The organism is Mycobacterium sp. 050134 (genome assembly GCF_036409085.1).
GTDB lineage: Bacteria > Actinomycetota > Actinomycetes > Mycobacteriales > Mycobacteriaceae > Mycobacterium.
This window is the reverse complement of record NZ_JAZGLV010000028.1, coordinates 11,950-35,957: the sequence shown is the minus strand read 5'-3', so window position 1 is coordinate 35,957 and position 24,008 is coordinate 11,950. Positions and strand designations below refer to the sequence as shown.

At 69.6% G+C, this 24,008-nt stretch carries 21 protein-coding genes; 12 read left to right on the top strand and 9 right to left on the bottom strand.

Features of this window, described 5'->3' with window-relative positions:
* The first annotated feature begins 90 nt into the window (after nucleotides 1-90).
* The 5 genes from SKC42_RS24565 (at nucleotide 91) to SKC42_RS24545 (ending at nucleotide 5,207) form a co-directional block, all read left to right on the top strand.
* On the top strand, nucleotides 91-381 hold the full coding sequence (locus SKC42_RS24565; protein WP_330966842.1) for a hypothetical protein: 291 nt from the start codon (nucleotides 91-93) through the stop codon (nucleotides 379-381).
* Nucleotides 382-648: 267 nt separating this feature from the next.
* Nucleotides 649-2,373, top strand: a complete 1,725-nt coding sequence (gene mptB, locus SKC42_RS24560) for a polyprenol phosphomannose-dependent alpha 1,6 mannosyltransferase MptB (protein ID WP_442932246.1) — start codon at nucleotides 649-651, stop codon at nucleotides 2,371-2,373.
* Complete coding sequence (locus tag SKC42_RS24555; protein WP_330966840.1) at nucleotides 2,370-3,317, top strand: ABC transporter ATP-binding protein; 948 nt, start codon at nucleotides 2,370-2,372, stop codon at nucleotides 3,315-3,317. The genes mptB and SKC42_RS24555 overlap by 4 nt, the downstream gene beginning before the upstream one ends.
* A gap of 65 nt (nucleotides 3,318-3,382) precedes the next feature.
* Nucleotides 3,383-4,093, top strand: a complete 711-nt coding sequence (locus SKC42_RS24550; RefSeq protein ID WP_442932250.1) for an ABC transporter permease — start codon at nucleotides 3,383-3,385, stop codon at nucleotides 4,091-4,093.
* A gap of 145 nt (nucleotides 4,094-4,238) precedes the next feature.
* Nucleotides 4,239-5,207, top strand: a complete 969-nt coding sequence (locus SKC42_RS24545) for a COX15/CtaA family protein (RefSeq protein WP_442932245.1) — start codon at nucleotides 4,239-4,241, stop codon at nucleotides 5,205-5,207.
* On the opposite strand, the gene SKC42_RS24540 is transcribed toward SKC42_RS24545, so the two are convergent.
* Nucleotides 5,157-5,807, bottom strand: a complete 651-nt coding sequence (locus SKC42_RS24540; protein ID WP_330966838.1) for a hypothetical protein — start codon at nucleotides 5,805-5,807, stop codon at nucleotides 5,157-5,159. The two genes, SKC42_RS24545 and SKC42_RS24540, sit on opposite strands and share 51 nt — an antisense overlap.
* A gap of 19 nt (nucleotides 5,808-5,826) precedes the next feature.
* Here SKC42_RS24540 and SKC42_RS24535 point away from each other — a divergent pair, with 19 nt between their 5' ends.
* Complete coding sequence (locus tag SKC42_RS24535) at nucleotides 5,827-6,801, top strand: quinone oxidoreductase family protein (RefSeq protein ID WP_330966837.1); 975 nt, start codon at nucleotides 5,827-5,829, stop codon at nucleotides 6,799-6,801.
* Here the strand turns inward: SKC42_RS24535 and SKC42_RS24530 are convergent.
* A complete protein-coding gene (locus SKC42_RS24530) occupies nucleotides 6,798-8,354 on the bottom strand; it encodes a PPE family protein (protein ID WP_330966836.1) in 1,557 nt (518 codons plus the stop codon). The two genes, SKC42_RS24535 and SKC42_RS24530, sit on opposite strands and share 4 nt — an antisense overlap.
* Before the next feature lie 302 nt (nucleotides 8,355-8,656).
* Nucleotides 8,657-9,595, bottom strand: a complete 939-nt coding sequence (locus tag SKC42_RS24525) for a heme o synthase (protein WP_330966835.1) — start codon at nucleotides 9,593-9,595, stop codon at nucleotides 8,657-8,659.
* Nucleotides 9,596-9,860: 265 nt separating this feature from the next.
* Here SKC42_RS24525 and tkt point away from each other — a divergent pair, with 265 nt between their 5' ends.
* The 6 genes from tkt to SKC42_RS24495 all read left to right on the top strand — a co-directional run bounded on the left by tkt (nucleotide 9,861) and on the right by SKC42_RS24495 (nucleotide 16,761).
* Nucleotides 9,861-11,957: a transketolase gene (gene tkt / locus SKC42_RS24520; RefSeq protein ID WP_330966834.1), complete on the top strand. Its 2,097-nt coding sequence runs from the start codon at nucleotides 9,861-9,863 to the stop codon at nucleotides 11,955-11,957.
* 14 nt (nucleotides 11,958-11,971) lie between these two features.
* The gene (gene tal, locus SKC42_RS24515; protein ID WP_330966833.1) at nucleotides 11,972-13,093 is read left to right on the top strand and encodes a transaldolase; all 1,122 of its coding nucleotides are present in this window, start codon (nucleotides 11,972-11,974) and stop codon (nucleotides 13,091-13,093) included.
* The gene (zwf, locus tag SKC42_RS24510; RefSeq protein ID WP_330966832.1) at nucleotides 13,090-14,631 is read left to right on the top strand and encodes a glucose-6-phosphate dehydrogenase; all 1,542 of its coding nucleotides are present in this window, start codon (nucleotides 13,090-13,092) and stop codon (nucleotides 14,629-14,631) included. Before tal ends, zwf begins: the two co-directional genes overlap by 4 nt.
* A gap of 74 nt (nucleotides 14,632-14,705) precedes the next feature.
* Nucleotides 14,706-15,617: a glucose-6-phosphate dehydrogenase assembly protein OpcA gene (gene opcA, locus SKC42_RS24505; RefSeq protein ID WP_330966831.1), complete on the top strand. Its 912-nt coding sequence runs from the start codon at nucleotides 14,706-14,708 to the stop codon at nucleotides 15,615-15,617.
* The gene (gene pgl, locus SKC42_RS24500) at nucleotides 15,614-16,360 is read left to right on the top strand and encodes a 6-phosphogluconolactonase (RefSeq protein ID WP_330966830.1); all 747 of its coding nucleotides are present in this window, start codon (nucleotides 15,614-15,616) and stop codon (nucleotides 16,358-16,360) included. The genes opcA and pgl overlap by 4 nt, the downstream gene beginning before the upstream one ends.
* A 2-nt stretch (nucleotides 16,361-16,362) precedes the next feature.
* Nucleotides 16,363-16,761, top strand: a complete 399-nt coding sequence (locus SKC42_RS24495) for an ATPase (protein WP_330966881.1) — start codon at nucleotides 16,363-16,365, stop codon at nucleotides 16,759-16,761.
* 7 nt (nucleotides 16,762-16,768) lie between these two features.
* Here SKC42_RS24495 and SKC42_RS24490 read toward each other — a convergent pair whose 3' ends face one another.
* The 6 genes from SKC42_RS24490 to gap are packed head-to-tail and all read right to left on the bottom strand — an operon-like array spanning nucleotide 16,769 to nucleotide 23,780.
* Nucleotides 16,769-17,593: a DUF1206 domain-containing protein gene (locus SKC42_RS24490; RefSeq protein WP_330966829.1), complete on the bottom strand. Its 825-nt coding sequence runs from the start codon at nucleotides 17,591-17,593 to the stop codon at nucleotides 16,769-16,771.
* A 16-nt stretch (nucleotides 17,594-17,609) separates the two neighbouring features.
* Nucleotides 17,610-20,417 carry a phosphoenolpyruvate carboxylase gene (gene ppc, locus SKC42_RS24485; protein WP_330966828.1) on the bottom strand — a complete coding sequence of 936 codons (2,808 nt, stop codon included), beginning with the start codon at nucleotides 20,415-20,417 and terminating at the stop codon, nucleotides 17,610-17,612.
* 45 nt (nucleotides 20,418-20,462) lie between these two features.
* Nucleotides 20,463-20,696 (bottom strand): preprotein translocase subunit SecG, encoded by a 234-nt coding sequence (secG, locus tag SKC42_RS24480; protein WP_047313827.1) that lies wholly within the window; start codon nucleotides 20,694-20,696, stop codon nucleotides 20,463-20,465.
* Between the two features lie 30 nt (nucleotides 20,697-20,726).
* Entirely contained in the window at nucleotides 20,727-21,512 is a 786-nt protein-coding gene (gene tpiA, locus SKC42_RS24475; RefSeq protein ID WP_330966827.1) for a triose-phosphate isomerase, read from the bottom strand.
* Nucleotides 21,509-22,744, bottom strand: coding sequence for a phosphoglycerate kinase (locus SKC42_RS24470; protein WP_330966826.1), 1,236 nt, complete (start codon nucleotides 22,742-22,744; stop codon nucleotides 21,509-21,511). The genes tpiA and SKC42_RS24470 overlap by 4 nt, the downstream gene beginning before the upstream one ends.
* 4 nt (nucleotides 22,745-22,748) lie before the next feature.
* Nucleotides 22,749-23,780, bottom strand: coding sequence for a type I glyceraldehyde-3-phosphate dehydrogenase (gene gap / locus SKC42_RS24465; RefSeq protein ID WP_330966825.1), 1,032 nt, complete (start codon nucleotides 23,778-23,780; stop codon nucleotides 22,749-22,751).
* Nucleotides 23,781-24,008 lie beyond the last annotated feature (228 nt).

Here is a 24,008-nt window from a genome sequence, read left to right as displayed (position 1 = left end):
CGAGGGGACCTTCGCCCTTAGCACGCGGGCCACCGCGCCGAATAGCGTCGGCGGCGGTAGTGAAAAACAAAATCCCAGGAAGGAATTGGCATGCCTGACACGACTGAATCGAAGTCCGTCGCATCGCGTTCGAGCGACCTGCTCGACGAGGTACGCGAATCGGCCAAAGCCGGCCAGCACGCCGCGGCGGAGGCGCTTCGGGCGTTCCACAAGACCCTCGACGAGGCAATCCCGGAGGCGGTGCAGCCGCTGCGCACCAAGATTGTCGACGCCGCCATCGAAATGGCCGACAAGCTCGTCGCCGCCCAGTATCAGTTCAACCGCAGGCTGGTCTCGACCGCCGACCGGGCGCTGAGCAGGGCCGACGGCGAAAAGAAGTAGCCAAGACCGCTGGGGGGCCGGCTATCGCCGGCTCCTCTTCAGCGTTGTGGACCAAACGCTTTCGGGTGATCCGGGTTCGTCTACGACCGGTCTGGGGCCGGTCTGGGGCACGAGCCAATGCCGCTGTGGCCGAACGCAATTTCGTCCGTGGAATCCACCCGGCATCGGGATCCGCTTCGGGCACACCGCATAACTCGAAGCCGGTGGTTCCCGGCCGGGGATGTGATGGCGGCGGGCGGCGAGCCCCGCTGCCGCTACGCTGCTCTGATGGCAGCCCGCCACCATTCACTCAGCTCGTCGATCGCCAGCCTGCACGGCGACGAGCAGGCGGTGGGCTCTCCGCTCAACGCTACCGAGCTCACGGCGCTGCGCCGCACCCGCCTGTTCGGCGCCACCGGCACCGTGCTGATGGGGATCGGGGCCCTGGGCGCCGGGGCCCGGCCCGTCGTGCAGGACCCCACATTCGGCGTGCGGTTGCTCAACCTGCCGTCCCGGATCCAGACCGTGTCGCTGACCATGACCACCACCGGGGCGGTCATGATGGCGCTCGCCTGGCTGATGCTGGGCCGGTTCGCACTGGGCAGCAGGCGGATGTCGCGCGGCGATCTGGACCGAACGCTGTTGCTGTGGATCCTGCCGCTGCTCATCGCGCCGCCGATGTACAGCAAGGACGTCTACTCCTACCTGGCGCAGAGCCAGATTTCGCTGGAGGGGCTGGACCCGTACCGGGTCGGTCCGGCGTCCGGACTCGGCCTGTCCCATGTGTTCACGCTGTCCGTGCCGACGCTGTGGCGGGAGACGCCCGCGCCGTACGGGCCGTTGTTCCTGTGGATCGGGCGGGGAATCTCGGCGCTGACCGGCGAGAACATCGTGGCCGCGGTGCTGTGCCACCGGCTGGTGGAGCTGGCCGGCGTCGGCCTGATCGTGTGGGCCACGCCGCGGTTGGCGCGGCGCTGCGGCGTCGCAGAGGTCAGCGCGTTGTGGCTGGGCGCCGCCAATCCGCTGCTGATCATGCATTTGGTCGCCGGCGTACACAACGAGGCGCTGATGCTCGGCCTGATGCTCGCGGGGGCCGAGTACGCGCTGCGGGGGATCGCTTCCCCGAAACTGCTGCCGTCCTCCTGGCGGCCCGGACCCGACTGGGAACCGCTGGGCATGCTGCTGGCCGGCTCCGTGCTGATCGTCCTGTCGTCGCAGGTGAAGCTGCCGTCGCTGCTCGCGCTCGGGTTCGTCACCATGGCGTTGGCCTACCGCTGCGGGGGCAATCTGCGCGCGCTGCTGCTGGCGGGCGGCGCGATGACCACGCTGTCGCTGGCCGTGATGGCGCTGGTCGGGTGGGCCAGCGGGCTCGGTTTCGGCTGGATCAACACGCTAGGCACCGCCAACGTGGTGCGCAGCTGGATGTCGCCGCCGACGCTGCTCGCCCTGGGCACCGGGCAGGTGGGCATCCTGCTGGGTCTGGGCGACCACACCACCGCGGTGCTGGGTCTGACGCGTGGCATCGGCGTGCTGATCATCACCGTGATGGTGACGTGGTTGCTGATCGCGGTCTTCCGCGGCCGGCTGCATCCGATCGGCGGCCTGGGCGTCGCCTTGGGCATCACCGTGCTGCTCTTCCCCGTGGTGCAGCCCTGGTACCTGCTGTGGGCCATCATCCCGCTGGCCGCCTGGGCAACCCGCCCCGGCTTCCGCGTGGCCGTGATCATCGTCACCCTCGTCGTCGGAATCTTCGGCCCGACGGCCAACGGCGACCGCTTCGCGCTGTTCCAGATCGTCGACGCGACCCTGGCCAGCACCCTCATCGTGGTGGTGCTCATCGCCCTGACGTACACGCGCCTGCCGTGGCGGCGGCTCCCCGGCGAGGGCAGGGACACGGATTTGCCACCCGCCGCCGGTCCCGGGTCGCCGGCGGAGCCCACCAGTCCCGCCGCGACCCCGGAGGCCCCGCAAGCGAGCGCGGCGCCCGACGACGCCTACGCTGATTCCACGTGACCTCGAAGATCGTCGAAACGGTCGTGCGGCTGCGCGGCGTGAGCAAGCGCTACGGGTCCGGCGGGACCGCCGTCGAGGCCGTCCGCAACCTCGACCTGGAGGTGCGCGCGGCCGAGGTGCTCGCCCTGCTCGGACCCAACGGCGCCGGGAAGACCACCACCGTCGAGATGTGCGAGGGCTTCGCGCGGCCCGACGCGGGCACCATCGAGGTGCTCGGGCTCAATCCGATCACCGACAACGCGCGGCTGCGCGCCCGCATCGGCGTGATGTTGCAGGGCGGCGGCGGCTATCCGGCGGCGCGGGCCGGGGAGATGCTCGACCTGGTGGCGTCGTACGCCGCCAACCCCTTGGACCCGGCGTGGCTGCTGGACACGCTGGGCCTGACCGACGCGGCGCGCACCACCTACCGGCGGCTGTCCGGCGGCCAGCAGCAGCGGCTCGCGCTGGCGTGCGCGCTGGTCGGCCGACCCGAGCTGGTGTTCCTCGACGAACCCACCGCCGGCATGGACGCGCACGCGCGACTGTTGGTGTGGGAGCTCATCGACGCGCTGCGGCGCGACGGGGTGACGGTGTTGCTCACCACCCACCAGCTCAAGGAGGCCGAAGAACTCGCCGACCGGCTGGTCATCATCGACCACGGGCAGACGGTCGCGGCCGGCACGCCGACCGAGCTGATGCGGGCCGGCGCGAAGGATCAGCTGCGGTTCAGCGCGCCGCCGCGGCTCGACCTGTCGCTGCTGTCCTCGGCGCTGCCCGAGGACTACAAGGCGACCGAGGTGACCCCGGGCGAGTACCTGGTCGAGGGCCCGGTGGACCCGCAGGTGCTGGCCACCGTCACGGCGTGGTGCGCCCAGATCGACGTGCTCGCCACCGACATGCGCGTCGAACAACGCAGCCTCGAGGACGTGTTCCTGGACCTCACCGGCAGGAAGTTGCGGCAGTGACCGAATCGAACGTCTTCCCCCCGGGCACCTTCTCCCCCGACCCGCGCCCGAACGCGGTGCCGAAGATGCTGGCCGCCCAGTTCGGGCTGGAGCTCAAGCTTCTGCTGCGCAACGGCGAACAGCTTCTGCTCACCATGTTCATCCCGATCACGCTCTTGGTCGGGCTCACACTCCTGCCGTTCGGCGAGTTCGGCCACAACCGTGCCGCCACGTTCGTGCCCGTCATCATGGCGCTCGCGGTGATCTCCACCGCGTTCACCGGGCAGGCCATCGCCGTGGCGTTCGACCGCAGGTATGGGGCGCTGAAGCGGCTCGGGGCCACCCCGCTGCCGGTGTGGGGCATCATCGCCGGCAAGTCGATGGCGGTGGTGACCGTCGTGTTCCTGCAGTCGATCATCTTGGGCGCCATCGGTTTCGCGCTCGGCTGGCGGCCCGCCCCGGCCGCGCTGGGATTGGGCGCGGCGGTGATCGCGCTGGGCACCGCGGGGTTCGCGGCGCTGGGCCTGTTGCTCGGCGGGACGCTGCGCGCCGAGATCGTGCTGGCCGTCGCCAACCTGATGTGGTTCGTCTTCGCCGGCCTCGGCGCGCTGACCGTCGAAACGCGGATGATCCCGGCCTCGGTGAAATGGCTGTCCCGGCTCACCCCGTCCGGGGCGCTCACCGAGGCCCTCTCGCGGGCGATGGCGCTGTCGGTGGACTGGTTCGGCGTCGCGGTGCTGGCCGCGTGGGGCGCGCTGGCGGCGCTGGCCGCGCTCCGGTGGTTCCGGTTCACCTGAGCTGACCTCGGAGCTCACGACACGTAAACCACGCACACGACACGCGGGCGCCGATGCGAGGTTTACGTCTCGTCGACGGCAGGGCCGACGCCGATGCCGACGCCAGCCCGGCGTGGAAGACCCGTACTACAGGGCGTAGTTTTCGGTGGCCTACGATCGGGCCGTGAGACGAGCGCTGATGCGGTTGGTGGATCTGCTGCCCGACCCCTCCTTGCGCGCCCAGCGGACGATCGCCGCGCTCGTCATCCTCACCCAGGGCGGCATCGCCGTGACCGGCTCGATCGTGCGCGTCACCGCCTCCGGGCTCGGCTGTCCCACCTGGCCGCAATGCTTCCCCGGCAGCTTCACCCCCATAGCGCACGCCGAGGTGCCGCGCGTGCACCAGGCGGTCGAGTTCGGCAACCGGGTGCTCAGCATCGGGGTGGTGATCGCCGCGGCGCTGGCGGTACTGGCCGTGACGCGGGCGCGCCGCCGCGGTGAAGTCCTGCTGTATGCGTGGCTGATGCCGGCGTCGACCGTCGTCCAGGCGGTGATCGGCGGCATCACCGTGCGCACCGGCCTGCTGTGGTGGACGGTGGCCATCCACCTGCTGACGTCGATGGCGATGGTGTGGCTGTCGGTGCTGCTGTACGTGAAGGTCGGCGAGCCGGACGACGGCGTGGTCCGCCCGCTGGTGGCCGGACCGCTGCGTGCGCTGACGGCGTTGACCGGCGTGAACCTCGCCGCGGTCCTGGTGACGGGCACGCTGGTGACGGCCGCCGGTCCGCACGCGGGCGACCGCAGCGCCAGCCGGACGGTCCCGCGGCTGAAGGTCGAGATCGAGACGCTGGTGCACGCGCATTCGTCGCTGCTGGTCGCCTACCTGGCCTTGCTGGTCGGGCTGGGATTCGGGCTGCTGGCCGTGCACGCCGCCCGGCCCATCCTGGCCCGCCTGGGCGTGCTCGTCGTCCTCGTCTGCGCGCAGGCCGCGGTCGGCGCCGCCCAGTACTTCACCGGGGTGCCCGCCGCCCTGGTCGCGATCCACGTGGCCGGCGCCGCCGCCTGCACGGCGGCCACCGCCGCGTTATGGGCCGCGATGCGAGAACGGGCCCAGCCCCAGTCGCTCGAGGGCTAACTCGACGGCCAGCGCGAAGCCCCGCTGCGCCCGGTCGCGGCCGTCGGCGTCCAGTCGCCGCCAACCCAGCGACGGCGCGACGAGGTCGAGGCTCACCAGCCGTCCCCCGCTCACGTCGGCCCGCGCGTACAGCAGCCGGGCCGCGTCGACTCCGGCCCGTTCGGCGGCCGCCGTCGTGGCGGCCGAACCCAGCTCCCACAGCTCGAAGTCGGGCTCGACCGGCCCCGCGTCGTCGAACGCGTGGGACGGCTGGCCGCCCACAAAGATCAACGCCGTCCGGGCCGCTGGATCGCCGCGGTCGGTCGGCACGCCGGCGCTCTCGAGGTCGCGCAGATACCGCCCGTCGAGATTCCAGGCGACGACGGCGGGCGGGTTCAGCAGATTCCGGACGCGCGTGGTCCAGGCCCGGAACTCGGCGCAGTCGTGGGCCGTGCGCAGGATCACCAGATCCGCGTCGGCGGTGCGGGGATCGTCCCAGGACAGCCAGCGAGCGTGCAGGCCACGGCGCCGAAGCGCGCCCACCAGTCCGGCGTCGTCTACGCCGGCGGTCCCCGCCAGCACGATGCGGGGATGGAAGATGTCCGGACGGGCGAGCTTCATGCCCGGGCATGATATCCACATGTATGCAATCGAAGTCGGTGAAACCGGCGGCCCCGAGGTTCTGCGCTACGTCGATGCCCCCCAACCCAAACCCGGCCCGGGCGAGGTGCTCATCAAGGCCGAGGCCATCGGCGTCAACTACATCGATACGTATTTCCGGTCCGGGCAGTACCCCGTGGAGCTGCCCTTCATCCTCGGCTCGGAACTGTGCGGCACCGTCGCCGGCACGGGCGAGGGCGTCGACGGGTTCAGGGAAGGCGACCGTGTGGTCAGCGCCGCCGCGACCGGCGGGTACGCCGAATACGCTAACGCCCCAGCAACTTTGACCGCGCACGTGCCCGACGGCGTGACGTCTGAGGTGGCCGCGTCGGTGCTGCTCAAGGGCCTCACCGCGCACTACCTGCTGAAGTCGGTATACCCGGTCCAGGCCGGCGATACCGTGCTGGTGCATGCGGGCGCGGGTGGGGTGGGGCTGATCCTGACGCAGTGGGCCACGCTGCTGGGCGTCCGGGTGATCACGACGGTGTCCACTCCCGAGAAGGCGCGCGCGTCGAGGCAGGCGGGAGCCGCCGAGGTGCTCGACTATCCCGACGACGCCGAGGAATTTGGCAAGCGGATCCGCGAACTCACGGACGGCACCGGCGTCGCGGCGGTGTACGACGGCGTGGGCGCCACCACCTTCGACGCCAGCCTGGCCAGCCTCGCCATCCGCGGCACCCTGGCGCTGTTCGGCGCGTCCAGCGGCCCGGTTCCGCCGTTCGATCCGCAACGTCTCAACACGGCGGGGTCGGTCTACCTGACCCGGCCGACGCTGGCCCACTTCGTCCGTAGCGGACAGGAATTCGGCTGGCGGGCGGAGGAATTGTTCGACGCCATCGGCGGCGGGGACATCACGATCGAGGTGGGCGGGCGGTATCCGCTCGCCGAAGCGGCCCAGGCCCACCGCGACCTGCAGGGCCGCAAGACCACCGGCCCGATCGTGCTGCTGCCCTAGTCCTGGGGCGGTGGGTCCGGCTCCCAGGTGCCCGGCACCATCGGCACCGTCGGCCCCCCGCCGAACGCGTCACCGGTCAGCACCGTCAGGCCGGCCGCCCGCGCGGCGCCCTGCTCGATCGTTCCGCTGAAGCCCAGCGGTCCCCCGCCGCGGTCGGATGCTCCCGGCGAGGAGTCCGCGTCGAGGTCCGCGAATTCGTCGGCGTAGCTGCGCATCGGCTCGTCCTGCTCCCGCCTCTTGCGTCGCCGCCGCCGTGCCGCCGCCGTGGTGGCGACCGCGGCTGTGTCCGGCTCGGCTGCCCGCGCCCGGGCGCGGGCGGCGGCGGTTGCCGTGTGTCCCGTGTCGAAGCCGGTTCCCGGCGAGCCGCCGACCGCGTAGGGGAAGAATCCCGGGCCGGCGGGCGCCGCCGGTGAGGGCGGCGCTGAGCTGGCGACGGTGCCCGCCGCGGTTGCTGGCGTCGCCGGTGCGCCGGTGCCGACGCTGCCGGCGAGCGTCGCGGTCGGCGCGATGGCCGGAATCACATGCGACACCGCCACGATGGGAGCCAGCACCGGTGCGACGACCGGCACGCTGGCGACCGGCAGGACGGCCAGGGCGGCGACCGCCGCCACGCTGGCCGCTGCCGCCGCTGCGGGGAGCGCCGACAGTGTCGACAGGGCCGGACCCAAAGCGATCGCGATGGCCAACAGCGGATGCAAGGACAGGTACAGAGCAACCTGGGCCGGCGTGAGCGTGCCGAGGTACTGCAGCAGTAACACCGGGTTGGTCAGCAGGAGCTGCACGAACGAGTTGAAGTCCTGACCGTACGAGAGGTCGCGGGTTATCCAATAGATCAGCGTCAGCGGGTTGTTGTAGTCCAGGTACGGAATCCCGTTGATGGTGCCATTCGCGGGGTCCCAGTCATACCCCATGGCGGCCAGCAGGCGCTGTAACAGTTCTCGCGGAAGGCTCGAGATCTGCTGAAACACCTGGTCGATCTGCTGCAGCGGGTCAGTGGGAGCGGATGCATTCTGTGACTTCACAATCTGCGGCGCGGGGGGTGATTGCGGGGTGCCGCTCACCGCCGCGTCCGAAACCGCTTGATAGGTCCCCATCGTGGTGGCGGCCTGGATCCACATCCGGACATAGTCCGCCTCGTTGAGGGCGATCGGGATGGTGTTGACACCGAAGAAGTTGGTCACCGTCAGCACCGCGTGGACGGCGTGGTTGGCGGCCAGCTCGGCGAGCGTCGGCATGGCGGCCAGCGCGGCCGTGTACGCCGTGCCCGCCGCCTCGTGCTGGGTTGCGGCGGCTGCGCTGTCGAGACCGGCCCGCGCGAGCCAGGCCAGGTACGGCAGGTGTGCCCCCACGTACGACACGGCGCTGGACCCCTCCCACGATCCGGCCTCAACCGACGCCAGCAGCGCGGTGAGTTCGTCGGCGGCCGCGGCGTATTCCGCGCTGAGCGAGCTCCAGGCGCCGGCCGCCGCGAATAACGACGCCGGTCCCGGACCGCTGCTCAATAAGGCCGAATGCACCTCTGGCGGCGAAGCCATCCAGATGGGCGCAGCCATCGTCAGCCCGGCGCGTGGTGATAGCCGACACCCGGTCGAGGGAGACAGGAGCGTCCCGGTCCTTGGGTAACGACATGCAACGTCATGCCAGACAACTCCTTCCCCGCCCCGAGTGACCAGCTATTACAGGGAAGATCCGATCTCAGCACGCGGGTTACCGCAACCGGGCCGCCCCGGGGCGTGGCACCCCAGCCGGCGGCGATGCGAGCGGTATTGCGTTGCGGCACCTAGAGATTCGGGCGCAAATCGAAAGCCGCCCGGCGCGCGCCGGGTTTTATTCGCGCCAATTCAGAACGGCTAATTCAGAACAGGTGGGGCAGCGCGATGGCCGAGTCGACCGCCAGCGCGCAGAACACCACCGCCAGGTAGTTGTTCGACTGCAGGAACAGGCGCAGCGGCTTGACCGGCTCGCCGGCACGCACCCCGGCGTACAGCTGGTGGGCCATCGCCAGGAACCACAACCCGGCCACCACCGCGACCGCCGCGTACAGCCAGCCGGTGGCCAGCGCCAGCGTCAGCGTCGCCAGCACGGTCAACCACGTGTAGATCAGGATCTGCTTGGTGACCTGGCGCTCGGTCGCCACGGCCGGCAGCATCGGCACGCCCGCCGCCTTGTAGTCGTCCTTGTAGCGCATCGCGAGCGCCCAGGTGTGCGGCGGTGTCCAGAAGAAGATGACCGCGAACATCACCAGCGCCGGCCAATCGATGGTGCCGGTGACCGCCGACCAGCCGATCATCACCGGCATGCAGCCGGCCGCACCGCCCCACACCACGTTCTGCGACGTGCGGCGCTTGAGGAACAGGGTGTAGACGAACACGTAGAACGCGACGGTGGCCATGGCCAGCAGCCCCGACAGCAGGTTCGTGGTCCGCCAGAGCCAGCAGAACGACGCCGCCGTCAGCAGCAGGCCGAACACCAGGGCGTTGCGCGTCGGGACGGCCGCGCGCGCCAGCGGGCGGCGCGCGGTCCGCTTCATCACCTTGTCGATGTCGGCGTCGGCCACGCAGTTGAGCGTGTTGGCGCCGCCGGCGGCCAGCATCCCGCCGACCAACGTGTTGACGATCAGCAGCGGATGCACGGCGCCGCGGTGCGCGAGCAACATGGCGGGGATCGCGGTGACGAGCAGCAGTTCGATGACCCGCGGCTTGGTCAGCGCCAGGTAGGCCAGCAGCGTGCCCTGGACGCGACCCGGCAGCCGGGTCTGTGTTCCGCTCGGCGCGACGCGCCCGCGAACGCTCACGCAATAACTCCTCGGGGTCGCAGCGGGGCGCAGCACTACTACGCACGATGGTAGACCGCGACGGGACGGCCGCCCGCCCGCAGGGTCCTTAACGAGGATTCTTGCGAGAAATCCGAACGGAATGCAAAACAGCGGCAACGAACGCGTTACTTCGCCGATTTTCGCGACGGCCCGGCGTGGGTACCCGAAACCTGGACTGCATTAGCCAGCACTCCCGCACTAGGGTGGGACTCGATCACCTCGATGACCCAAGGAACTTGACTCTGTGACGACACTCGACGAGATCTCCACGCTGACCCAACCGCACCACCCCGACGACTGGACCGAGATCGACTCCGCGGCCGTCGACACCATCCGGGTGCTGGCGGCCGACGCGGTGCAGAAGGTGGGGAACGGCCACCCCGGCACCGCAATGAGCCTGGCGCCGCTGGCCTACACGCTGTTCCAGCGCACCATGCGCCACGACCCCAGCGACACCTACTGGCTGGGCCGCGACCGGTTCATCCTGTCGTGCGGCCACAGCAGCCTGACGCTGTACCTGCAGCTATACCTGGGCGGGTTCGGGCTGGAGCTCGCCGATATCGAGGCGTTGCGCACCTGGGGCTCCAAGACCCCCGGGCACCCGGAGTTCCGCCACACCAAGGGCGTGGAGATCACCACGGGCCCGCTCGGCCAGGGGCTGGCCTCGGCCGTGGGGATGGCGATGGCGGCGCGTTATGAGCGCGGCCTGTTCGACCCGGACGCCGCACCGGGCACGAGCCCGTTCGACCACTTCGTCTACGTGGTCGCCTCCGACGGCGACATCGAGGAGGGCGTCACGTCCGAGGCGTCCTCGCTGGCCGCGGTGCAGCAGCTGGGCAACCTCATCGTGTTCTACGACCACAACGAGATCTCGATCGAGGACGACACGGACATCGCCCTGTGCGAGGACACCGCCGCCCGGTACCGCGCCTACGGCTGGCACGTGCAGGAGATCGAGGGCGGCGAGAACGTCGTGGCGATCGAGGAGGCCATCGCCAACGCGAAGGCCGTCACCGACCGGCCGTCGTTCATCTCGCTGCGCACCATCATCGGCTACCCCGCACCCAAGTTGATGAACACCGGCAAGGCCCACGGCGCGGCGCTCGGCGATGAGGAAGTGGCCGCCGTCAAGGAGATCCTCGGGTTCGACCCCGAGAAGAAGTTCGAGGTGCGCGACGACGTCATCGCCCACACCCGCAAGCTGGTGGACCGCGGCAAGGAGGCCCACCAGAAGTGGCAGGCCGACTTCGACGCGTGGGCCGAGCGCGAGCCGGAGCGCAAGAAGCTGTTGGACCGGTTGACCGCCGAGGAGCTGCCCGAGGGCTGGGACGCGGAAATCCCGACCTGGACGCCCGACGACAAGCCGCTGGCCACCCGGGCCGCGTCCGGCAAGGTGCTGTCCGCGGTGGGGCCGAAGCTGCCCGAGCTGTGGGGCGGTTCGGCCGACCTCGCGGGCAGCAACAACACCACCATGGACGACGTGAAATCCTTTGGTCCGCCGTCGATTTCGACCAAAGACTACACCGCCGACTGGTACGGCCGCACCCTGCACTTCGGGGTCCGGGAGCACGCGATGGGCGCCATCCTGTCCGGCATCGTGCTGCACGGGCCCACCCGCGCTTACGGGGGCACGTTCCTGCAGTTCTCCGACTACATGCGCCCGGCGGTGCGGCTGGCCGCGCTGATGGACATCGACACCATTTACGTGTGGACCCACGACTCGATCGGACTCGGCGAGGACGGGCCCACCCATCAGCCGATCGAGCACCTGGCGGCGCTGCGCGCCATCCCCAAGCTGTCCGTGGTGCGGCCCGCCGACGCCAACGAAACCGCCTACGCCTGGCGCACCATCCTGGCCCGGGGCAACGGCAGCGGTCCGGTCGGACTGATCCTGACCCGCCAGGGCGTGCCCGTACTCAAGGGCACCAACATCGAGGGCGTCGCGCGCGGCGGCTACATCCTGGGTGACAACGCCGCGAGCGGCGCGGAGCCCGACGTCGTCCTGATCGCGACCGGCTCCGAGGTGCAGCTCGCCGTCGAGGCCCAGAAGTTGTTGGCGGACAAGGATATTGTCGCGCGAGTGGTGTCGATGCCGTGCGTGGAGTGGTTCGAGTCCCAGCCGGAGGAGTACCGCGACAGCGTGCTACCGCCATCCGTGTCGGCCAGGGTGGCCGTCGAGGCCGGCGTCGCGCAGAGCTGGCACAAACTGGTCGGTGACACCGGCCGGATCGTCTCGATCGAGCACTACGGAGAGTCCGCGGACTACAAGACGTTGTTCCGCGAATTCGGCTTCACCGCCGAAGCCGTCGCTGCGGCCGCGGAGCAAGTCGTGGATAACTAGAAAGGGTGGTTCACATGGCCGGTCAGAACCCTAACCTGGCGGCGCTGAGCGCGGCGGGCGTATCGGTGTGGCTGGATGACCTGTCGCGAGAACGGTTGCGTTCGGGGAATTTACAGGAACTCATCCACACCAAGAGCGTCGTCGGCGTGACCACCAACCCGTCGATCTTCCAGAAGGCGCTGGCCGACAGCGACACCTACAACGACCAGATCTCCGAGCTGGCCGAGCGCGGTGCCGACGTGGACGCGACCATCCGCACCGTCACCACCGACGACGTCCGCAACGCGTGCGACGTGCTGCGGCCGCAGTGGGAGTCCTCCGACGGCGTCGACGGCCGGGTGTCCATCGAAGTCGACCCACGCCTTGCCGCCGAGACCGAGAAGACGACCGCGCAGGCCATCGAGCTGTGGAAGATCGTCGACCGGCCGAACCTATTCATCAAGATTCCGGCGACCAAGGCCGGCATCCCGGCCATCAGTTCGGTGTTGGCCGAAGGGATTTCGGTCAACGTCACGCTGATCTTCTCCGTGGAGCGGCACCGCCAGGTGATGGACGCGTACCTGGAGGGCCTGGAGAAGGCCCGCGAGGCCGGCCACGACCTGTCCAAGATCCATTCCGTCGCTTCATTTTTCGTCTCCCGGGTGGACACCGAGGTGGACAAGCGGCTGGAGAAGATCGGCTCCGAGGAGGCGCTCGGGTTGCGCGGCAAGGCCGGTGTGGCCAACGCGCGCCTGGCCTACGCCGCCTACCAGGAGGTGTTCGAGGGCGGCGACCGCTTCGAGGCGCTCAAGGCCAGCGGCGCGCGCGTGCAGCGCCCGCTGTGGGCCTCCACCGGCGTGAAGAACCCCGACTACTCCGACACGCTCTACGTGACCGAGCTGGTCGCGCCGAACACGGTGAACACCATGCCGGAGAAGACGATCGACGCCGTCGCCGACCACGGCGAGATCAAGGGCGACACGGTGAGCGGCACGGCCGGCGCGGCGCAGGAGCTGTTCGACAAGCTGGACGCGATCGGGATCGACCTGACCGACGTGTTCAAGGTGCTGGAGAACGAGGGCGTGGACAAGTTCGTGGGGTCCTGGACGGAGCTGTTGGAGGAGACGCAGAAACAGCTGGACTCCGCCGACAAATGAGCCCGGGCAAAACCACACGCTGGCAAAACCCCCTCTGGGACAAGCGCGACAAGCGGCTGCCGAGGATCGCCGGCCCGTGCGGCATGGTGATCTTCGGCGTGACCGGGGACCTGGCCCGCAAGAAGGTGATGCCGGCGATTTACGACCTGGCCAACCGCGGGTTGCTGCCGCCCACCTTTTCGCTGGTGGGTTTCGCCCGCCGCGACTGGGACACCGAGGATTTCGGCGAGGTGGTCTACCAGGCCGTCAAGGAGCACTGCCGGACGCCGTTCCGGCAGGAGAACTGGGACCGTCTGGTCGAGGGTTTCCGGTTCGTCAATGGTTCGTTCGACGACGACGACTCGTTCGGCCGGCTCGCCGAGACCCTGGACAAGCTCGACGCCGAGCGCGGAACGGGCGGCAACCACGCCTTCTACCTGGCGATCCCGCCCAAGTCGTTCCCCGTGGTGTGTGACCAGCTGGCCAGGTCGGGGCTCGCCCGCCCGCAGGGCGACAGGTGGAGCCGGGTGGTCATCGAGAAGCCCTTCGGCCACGACCTGGAAAGCGCGCAGGACTTGAACCGGGCCGTCAACGCCGTGTTCCCGGAGGAGGCCGTCTTCCGGATTGACCACTACCTCGGCAAGGAGACGGTCCGCAACATCCTGGCGCTGCGGTTCGCCAACCAGCTGTTCGACCCGATCTGGAACGCGCACTACGTCGACCACGTCCAGATCACGATGGCCGAGGACATCGGCCTGGGCGGCCGGGCCGGCTACTACGACGGCATCGGCGCCGCCCGAGACGTCATCCAGAACCACCTGATGCAGCTGCTCGCGCTCACCGCGATGGAGGAGCCGGTCAGCTTCAATCCGCAGTCGTTGCAGACCGAGAAGATCAAGGTGCTCTCCGCGACCCAGCTCGCCGAGCCGCTCGACGAGACGACCAGCCGCGGCCAGTACTCCGGCGGCTGGCAGGGCGGGCAGAAGGTGGTCGGGCTGCTCGACGAGGAGGGGTTCGCCAAGGACTCCAAAACCGAGACGTTCGCGGCCATCACGCTCGAGGTCGACACGCGGCGCTGGGCCGGTGTGCCGTTCTACCTCCGCACGGGTAAACGCCTGGGCCGCAGGGTGACCGAGATCGCCCTCGTCTTCAAGCGGGCGCCGCACCTGCCGTTCGACGCCACCATGACCGACGAACTGGGCGCCAATGCGATGGTCATCCGGGTCCAGCCCGACGAGGGCGTCACGCTGCGGTTCGGCTCCAAGGTGCCAGGCACCGCGATGGAGGTCCGCGACGTCAACATGGACTTCTCCTACGGCTCGGCGTTCGCCGAGGAGTCGCCGGAGGCCTACGAGCAGTTGATCCTGGACGTGCTACTCGGTGAGCCGTCCCTGTTTCCGGTCAACGAGGAGGTCGAATTGGCCTGGCGGATACTGGATCCCGTTCTCGACAACTGGGCGGCCGACGGTAAGCCCGAGCCGTACGAGGCCGGCACCTGGGGTCCGCAGTCGTCGTTCGAGATGCTGCGGCGCACCGGCCGGGAATGGCGGAGGCCCTAAGTGCGCGCCGGCGACGATGCAGTGCGAAACAGCGAGGTGGGGGCACCCCCGCTCACGGGGGAGAGTGGCGCTAAGTGATCGTCGACATGGAAGACACCACCACCACGGCCATCAACAAGAAGCTCGACGAACTGCGGGAGAAGGCCGGCGCGGTCACGATGGGCCGGGTGCTGACGCTGCTCGTCGCCCCGGAGAGCGAGGACGTGCTGGAGGATTCGCTCGAGGCGGCCAACAACGCCAGCCACGAGCACCCGAGCCGGATCATCGTGACGATGCGGGGCAACCCGTATGCCGACGAGGCGCGCCTGGACGCGCAGCTGCGCGCGGGCGGCGACAGCGGCGCCAGCGAGGTGGTGATCCTCAAGCTATCGGGGCCGCTGTCCAATCACGCCGCCAGCGTGGTCATCCCGTTCCTGCTCCCCGACATCCCGGTGGTGGCCTGGTGGCCGGACATCGCCCCCAAGAAGCCCGCGGAGGACCCGTTGGGCAGGTTGGCGATTCGCCGCATCACCGACGCGACCAACGGCATCGACCCGCTGATGGCGATCAAGGGCCGGCTGGACGGCTACACCGCCGGCGACACCGACCTGTGCTGGGCCCGCATCACCTACTGGCGGGCGCTGCTCACCTCGGCCGTCGACCAGCAGCCCCACGAACCGATCGAGTCGGCGTTGGTCTCGGGCCTGCAGACCGAACCGGCGCTCGACGTGCTCGCGGGCTGGCTGGCCAGCCGGCTGGACTGCCCGGTCCGCCGGGCCGTCGGTGACCTGAAGGTCGAGCTCGCGCGCAAGAGCGAGACGATCACGCTCAGCCGGCCGCAGGACGGCAGGACGGCCACGCTGAGCCGGACCGCCAAACCCGACGCGCTGGTCCCGTTGGCGCGCAGGGAAACCGGTGAATGCCTCGCCGAGGATCTGCGGCGGCTGGACGCCGACGAAATCTACCTCGCGGCGCTGGAAGGAATTGAGAAGGTGCAGTACGTGTGAGCAGGGTCGTCGAGATATTTCCGGACAGTGAAGCCCTGGTGGAGGCCGCGGCCCGCCGGCTCACCGACACAATCGGTGCGGCCGTCGCGGCCCGCGACCGCGCGCTGATCGTCCTCACCGGCGGCAGCAACGGCATCGGGCTGCTGCGGTCCCTCGCCGGACGGGAGATCGACTGGCCGAAGGTGCACCTGTTCTGGGGCGACGAACGCTACGTGCCCGAGGACGACGACGAGCGCAACGACAAACAGGCCCGCGAGGCGCTGCTCGATCGGGTCGACATCCCGTCGAGCCAGGTGCACCCGATGCCGGCCAGTGACGGCGAGTTCGGCACCGATCTCGCGGCCGCGGCCCTGGCCTACGAGCAGCTACTGGCGGCGAACGCCGGACCCGGTCAGCCGGTGCCGAATTTCGACGTCCACCTGCTGGGGATGGGGCCGGAGGGCCACGTCAACTCGCTGTTCCCCGACACGCCGGCCGTGCTGGAAACCACCCGCATGGTCGTCGCGGTCGAGGACTCCCCCAAGCCGCCGCCGCAGCGGATCACGTTGACGCTGCCGGCCGTTCAGCGGTCCCGCGAGGTGTGGCTGATGGTGTCCGGTTCCGGGAAGGCCGAGGCGGCCGCCGCCGCCATCGGGGGCGCCCCGCCGGTCTCGATCCCTGCAGCCGGCGCCGTCGGGCTCGACACGACACTCTGGCTGCTCGACGAGGAGGCTGCGGCTAAACTTCCCGCCCGACCGGGGTGATAATTGCGGTCATGGCGGACAGAACCGTGCGCGGCGGTCATGAGCGAAGTCGCATCAAGACCCTCGCCCAGGCGGCACTGAACGCCGACAAGACGGTCGAGCAGGTCGAGGACGTTCTCGACGGCCTGAGCCGGACGATGACCGAGCTGAACAGTTCCCTGTCGGCCCTTAACGCCACGGTCGAGCGCATGGAGAAGGGCCTGGATCACCTGGACGGCACGCTGTCCCGCCTGGACGATCTGGCGAGGCGGCTCGTCACGCTGATCGAGCCGATGGAGGCGGTCGTCCACCGCGTCGACGACATGATGAGGATGGGCGAGACGATGATGACGCCGCTGGCGGCCACCGAGCACGCGGTTCGCGGCGTTATCGACCGGTTGCGCAACCGCAGCGTCCAATAGCGCCTGCTCACATCCGGGTCGAGCGCGCCATCACGAAGCTGTACAGGCCGTAGGTGATGAGCCCGACGCCCGAGGCGGTCAACAGCGCCGCCCCGAACGGCTGCGCCCCAAGCGTTTTCAGTGCCCCGTCCAGCCCGGTGGCCTTCTTCGGTTCCGACCGGCAGGCGGCGACGACGACGAGCGCTCCCGTGGCCGCGATGACCACCCCCTTGGCGACGTAGCCGGCCGCGCCGAGCCGTCGCACCAGGTCGCCCGACTTGCCCTCGAGGTCGTCGACGAAGCTTCGGCTGGCGCCCTTGTAGATGTGGTAGCCGCCGACCGCGACGATGACCAGGCCGCCCGCGATCAGCGCGACGGTGCCGGCGGTGGTCTCCATCAAGCGCGCGCTGATGGTCGAGTTCTGCTGGTCGGCCGACCGCCCGGCCCCACGGGCGAATCCGAACGCGGAATACGCGAAGGCGAGATACACCGCCGCCAGGCCGAAGGCCTTCGCCCGGTCCGACACCGTCCACGTCGCGTCCCGTTTACGCCGGTCGCTCGACCGGCCGAGGACGGTCTCGACGAGCCGCCAGAGGCCCATCGTCAGCAGGGCGCCCGCCGCGACCCACAGCAGGACCGGGCCGCCGGGCTTCCCCGCCAGCGTGGCCAGCGCGCCGGTCTGGTCGGCGGTGCCGCCGTCGCCGAAGGCGATCCGGATGGCGAGGTAGCCGACGATCAGGTGCAGCAGCCCGTTCACGACGTAACCGGCACGCGCCAACCGCTCGAAGATGACGTTCTGGGCCACGTCCTGGGCCAACTGTGCGGGGGCGACCGACGACGCGTTGTCCGACATGGCCTACGAATGCCCGTCAGCCGCTGTTGCGTAACGCGCTCGCAAGGCCGTTCATCGTCAGCAGGATGCCGCGCTGCACCAGCTCGTCGTCGTCACCCGAACGGTAGCGCCGCAGCAGTTCGACCTGCAGGTGGTTGAGCGGCTCAAGATACGGGAAGCGGTTGAACACCGAGCGTGCCAGCGCCGGGTTGTCGGCGAGCAGGTCGTCCTGACCGGTGATCAGCTTGTGCATCTCGATGGTGCGCCGGTGCTCCTCGACGATTTTGTCGAATACCCGGTGGCGCAACTCCTCGTCGGCCACCAGCTCGGCGTAGCGGGCCGCCAGGCCCAGGTCACTCTTGGCCAGCACTTGTGCCAGATTGGACAGCACGCTGCGGAAGAACGGCCACCGCTCGTAGAGTTCGTGCAGCGTCTCGACGCGCTCGGCCTCGCTCTCGGGGCCCGCCTTGATCCACTGCTCGAACGCCGACCCCGTGCCGTACCAGCCGGGCAGCATCACCCGCGACTGGCTCCAGGCCAGCACCCACGGGATCGCGCGTAGGTCCGAGATCGACTCGGTGGGCTTGCGCGACGTCGGCCGGCTGCCGATGTTCAGCGATCCGATCTCGCTGACCGGCGTCGACTGTTTGAAGTACTCGACGAAACCCGGTGTGTCGTGGACCAGTTCGGCGTACGCCCGCTGCGCGAGGGTCGCCACCTCGTTGAGCACCGCGTAGGCCGGCTCCGCCGCGTCGCCCAGCCCCTCGACGTCGAGCAGCGTGGACTCCAGCGTGGCGGCCAGCAGGCTCTCCAGGTTGCGCCGCGCGGTCTGCGGCTCGGCGTACTTGGCGGCGATCACCTCGCCCTGCTCGGTGAGCCGCAGCGAGCCGCCCACAGCGCCCGGCGGCTGGGCCAGGATGGCCTGGTAGCTCGGGCCGCCACCGCGGCCGACGGTGCCGCCGCGACCGTGGAACAGCCGCAACCGGATTCCTGTCTTGCGGGCCACCTCGACGAGGGCCAGCTCGGCGCGGTAGACCGCCCAGCTGGAGGCCAGGTACCCGCCGTCCTTGTTCGAGTCGGAGTAGCCGAGCATCACCTCCTGGCAACCGCCGCGGGCATCGACCATCGCCCGGTAGACGGGCAGCTCCAGCATCGCGTGCAAGATCTCGGCGCCGTTGTGCAGATCGTCGATGGTCTCGAACAGCGGTGAAATGCCCACCGGTGCATAGGGTTCCGGTCCGGCGGCATCCAGCAAGCCCGCCTCCTTGAGCAGGATCGCGGTCTCCAGGACGTCCGAGACCGAGCGGCACATCGAAATGACGTAGTTGGGCACCGCGTCCGGGCCGTAGAGCTCGACGGCGCGGGTCGCGGCCGTCACCACGCCGAGTTCGGTGCGCGCCAGGTCGGACAGCGCCGCGCGATCGCCGACGAGTGGGCGGCGGGTGCCGAGCTCGGCCGCCAGCAGCGCGACCCGCTCGTCCTCGGACAGCGACGCGTAGTCGTCGTGCACGCCCGCCCAGGCCAGCAGCTCGCCGACGACCTCCTCGTGCACGTCGGAGTTCTGCCGCATGTCCAGGCCGCTGAGGTGAAACCCGAAGACGCGGACCCCTTCGCGCAGCAGCGCCAGGCGATCCTCGGCGAGCAGCGCGCTGCCGTGGCGGCGCAGGGAGGCGTCGATCGTGTCTAGGTCGGCCTGCAGCTCCGACGGCGCGGTGTACGGGGGCAGGCCCAGGTCGAGGCCGTGCTGAGGTTGTCGGTCCAGGATCTCGGCGGCCGTCGCGGTCAGCCGGCCGCGGATCACCCGCAACGCCCGCCGATAGGGCTCGTCGGCGCGGGCCTTCTCCTCGCAGCCGGCCGCCAACTCGGCCAGCTCGTCCGTGACGGACACCAGCCGCGCCGACATCGTCAGCTCCTGCTCGAGCGCGGTGAGTTCGGCCAGGTAATGCGACAGGGCGGTAAACGCCGCGCTCTCGGTCGCCTGGCGCACGACGTCGGCCGTCACGTTCGGATTCCCGTCGCGGTCACCGCCGATCCAGGACCCCGGTTGCACGATCGGCCCGGGCAGCAGGTCGGCGTCGGGCCAGCGGGTGCGCAACGCGTCGCGGACCTCGGCGTTCACCTGCGGGATGACCTTGAAGAACGCGGCGGGGTAATACCGCAGCCCGACCTCGATTTCGTCGGTGATCTGCAGCCGCGACAGCCGGATCAGCGCGGTCTGCCACAGCGTCAGGACCTGGCGACGCAACTCGGACTCGATGTTGCGACCGTGGTCGGTCTCGGTGTGGCCCTCGGCGTGCAGCCGCATCAGCTGGGTGATCCGGTGCTGGGTGACGAAGACGGTGCGCCGGCGGGTCTCGGTGGGGTGCGCGGTGATCACCGGCGACACCAGGGCGCCTTTCAGCGCCTCGGCGACGGTGGCCGAATCCAGCTCCGCATCATCGAGTTTCGCGTAGGTCGCGGCCAGGCTGCTGTCCTGCGGCGGGTCGCCGGCCTCGACGTGAATGGAGCGCCGGCGCTCCCGGTGGATGTCTTCGGCCACATTGGCCAGCAGCGCGAAGTGGCTGAACGCCCGGATGACGGGGATCGCCCGGTGGATGTCGATGCCGTCGAACATCCGCGCCAGCTCGGACCGGTCGATCTCGGAGCGGCGCACCCGGAAGGACTCCACCCGGGCCCGCTCCACGAGGTCGAACACCTCGTCACCGTTCTGCTCGCGGACGGTGTCCCCCAAGATGGCGCCCAGCAGCCGGATGTCGGCCCGCATCGGCTCGGTGGCCTCGCGGCCAGTCTGCGTCCGTTGCACGGCGCCAATCGGTTCCAGCGCGGTGTCAGAAACCTCAACCATGTGTTCCAGTATCGGGGCGCTTGCCGCGCGGCGCCCGTCGGCCGGTCAGCGGTACTTGATCAGCAGGGCCACGCCGATGATGGACACCAGCCAGATGCCGGTGATGAACAGCGTCAGCCGGTCGAGGTTCTTCTCCACCACGGTCGACCCCGACAGGCTGGACTGGACACCGCCCCCGAACAGGGTCGACAGGCCGCCGCCCTTGGCGCGATGCAGCAACACCAACAGCACCACCAGGATGCTGGTGACCACCAGGGTGATCTGCAGGGCCAATTCCATGTCCGAGAGCCTACCGGTGCGGCGGCGCCGTCAAGGCAGCGGCCCGCCGGCCGCGATCGCCGCCAGAGTCGCGAACTGCTCCCCGTCCAGGGAGGCGCCGCCGACCAGCGCGCCGTCGATGTCGTCACGGGCGACGATTTCGCCGACGTTCTTGGCGTTCACCGACCCGCCGTAGAGCACCCGCACGCTGTCGGCGACCTGCGGCGAAGCCAGCCCGGCCAGGCCCTTGCGGATCGCCGCGCACACCTCCTGGGCGTCGGCCGCGCTGGCGACCCGCCCCGTGCCGATGGCCCAGACGGGCTCGTAGGCGATGACGACCTTGCCGATCTGCTCGGCCGACAGGCCGGCCAGCGAGCCGCGCAGCTGTTCCTCGCAGTGGGCGACGTGACCGCCCGCCTCGCGGACATCGAGGTGCTCGCCGATGCAGACGATGGGCGTCAGTCCGTGCTTCAGCGCGGCGGCTGCCTTCGCGGCCACCAGCGCGTCGTCCTCGTTGTGGTAAGTGCGGCGCTCGGAGTGGCCGACCACGACGAAGCTGCAGCCCAGCTTGGCCAGGAACGCGCCGCTGACCTCGCCGGTGTACGCCCCCTCGTCGTGCCGGGACAGGTCCTGCGCGCCGTAGGTCAGCCGCAGCTTGTCCCCGTCGACCAGGGTCTGGACGCTGCGCAGGTCCGTGAACGGCGGCAGCACCGTGACGTCGACCTTGTCGTAGTACTTGTCCGGCAGCGCGAACGCGATCTTCTGCACCAGCGCGATCGCCTCGAAGTGATTGAGGTTCATCTTCCAGTTGCCGGCGATCAGTGGCTTGCGGCTCACGCGTTGCCTCCGTCTGGCTGGGGTTCACCGAGGACCTCGATGCCGGGCAGCGTCTTGCCCTCGAGGTATTCGAGCGACGCTCCCCCGCCGGTGGAGATGTGCGAGAAGTCACCCTCGGGGATGCCGAGGGCGCGCACCGCGGCCGCGGAGTCGCCGCCGCCGACCACGCTGAAGGCACCCTTGCCGGTGGCCGCGGCCACCGCTTCGGCGACGCCCTTGGTGCCGGCAGCGAACGCCGGGAATTCGAACACGCCCATGGGACCGTTCCAGAAGATGGTCTTGGCGTTGGCCAGCAGCGCGGCGAACCGCTTGACCGACCCCGGCCCGATGTCGAGGCCGATCCGGCCATCCGGGATGGCGTCGGCGGCGACGATCTCCGGCGGGGAGTCGGCGGCGAACTCCTGGGCCACCACGATGTCCACCGGGAGGCGCAGGACGTCGTGATAGGTGTCCAGCAGCCGGCGGCAGGTGTCGATCATGTCGTTCTCCAGCAGCGAGTTCCCGACCGACAGGCCTTGCGCCGCAAGGAATGTGAAGCACATGCCGCCGCCGATGACGATGCTGTCGGCCCGGGTCGCCAGCTGTTCGATGACGCCAAGCTTGTCGGACACCTTCGACCCGCCGAGGACCACCGCGTACGGCCGCTCGGTCGAACTGGTGAGCTGCTCGAGCACCCGCACCTCGGCGCCGACCAATTTCCCCGCGTAGTGCGGCAGCAGGGTGGCCACGTCGTACACCGAGGCCTGCTTGCGATGCACCACCCCGAAGCCGTCGGAGACGAAAGCGCCGTCGGGCGAGACCAGTTCGGCCAGCTGCCGGGCCAGCGCCAGGCGCTCGCCGTCATCCTTGCTGGTCTCGCGCGCGTCGAAGCGGATGTTCTCCAGCAGCAGGATGTCGCCGTCGGTGAGCCCCTCGGCGCGGGCCAGGGCGTCGGTCCCGACGACGTCACCGGCCAGCTGCACATGTTGGCCCAGCTGCTCGGCGAGCGCGGCGGCGACCGGGGCCAGCGACAGCTTCGGGTCGGGCCCGCCCTTCGGCCGCCCCAGGTGCGCCGTGACCACCACCTTGGCGCCCGCGTCGAGCAGCGCCTTCAGGGTCGGGACCGACGCGGTGATGCGCCCGGGATCGGTGATCCTGCCGTCGTCGAGCGGCACATTCAGGTCGGAGCGCACCAGCACGCCCCGACCCGAAACGCCTTCGGCCAGAAGGTCGTCGAGAGTGTGGATCGACACGGCTCTACAGCGACTTGCCGACCAGCGCGACCAGGTCGATGAGGCGGTTGGAGTAGCCCCACTCGTTGTCGTACCAGGACACGACCTTGGTCTGGTTGTCGATCACCTTGGTCAATCCGGAATCGAAGATCGAACTGTGCGGGTCGGTGACGATGTCGCTGGAGACGATCGGGGCGTCGTAGTACTTGAGGATGCCCTTGAGCCGGCCCTCGGCGGCGGCCTTGAAAGCCGCGTTGATCTCGTCGACGCCGGCGGCCTTGGACAACTCGGCGGTGAGGTCGGTGACCGAGCCCGTCGGGATCGGCACCCGCAGCGCGTAGCCGTCGAGCTTGCCCTTCAGCTCGGGCATCACCAGCCCGATCGCCTTGGCTGCCCCGGTGGAGGTGGGCACGATGTTCAGCGCCGCCGCCCGCGCGCGCCGCAGATCCTTGTGCGGCCCGTCCTGCAGGTTCTGGTCCTGGGTGTAGGCGTGAATCGTGGTCATCAGGCCGCGCACGATGCCGAACTCGTCGTGCAGCACCTTCGCCAGGGGCGCAAGGCAGTTCGTCGTGCACGACGCGTTGGAGATGATGTTCTGGCTGCCGTCGTACTTGTCCTCGTTGACGCCCAGCACGATGGTGATGTCCGGGTCGGTGGCCGGCGCGGAGATGATGACCTTCTTGGCCCCGGCATCCAGGTGTCCCTTGGCCTTCGCGGCGTTGGTGAACAGACCCGTGGACTCCACCACCACGTCGACGCCCAGGTCGCTCCACGGCATCGCCGCCGGGCCCTCCCGGACCTCCAGCGCCTTGATCCTGCGGTCGCCGACCACGATGGTGTCCTCGCCGTCAAGGCTCACGTCGAAGGGCAACCGGCCGAGAATCGAGTCGAATTTCAGCAGGTGCGCCAGCGTGTGGTTGTCGGTGATGTCGTTGACCGCGACCACCTCGATGTCGGCCCCGGCGCTGCCAGGACCCTGCTCCTGTTGAGCCAGCAGGGCCCGATAAAAGTTGCGGCCGATTCGACCGAAGCCGTTGATGCCTACCCGGACCGTCACTTTGTCTCTCCCTGTCTTTTGTTAGCTGATGAGCGCTGGCTTCAGCCTAGATCAGTGACGGGCACCACTGCCCTGCTGGTTCCGCCCCGGCCGCGGCGCCCCAGGTAACCGGAGGATGACTCCTTTGTATCGGTTGCATAAGTGCCCCAACTGTCGCGCGTCCAATAGGAACAACCGGCCCTACATTCGACACGAACCGCGGTACGGCTATGCGGAACTGCTGCACCG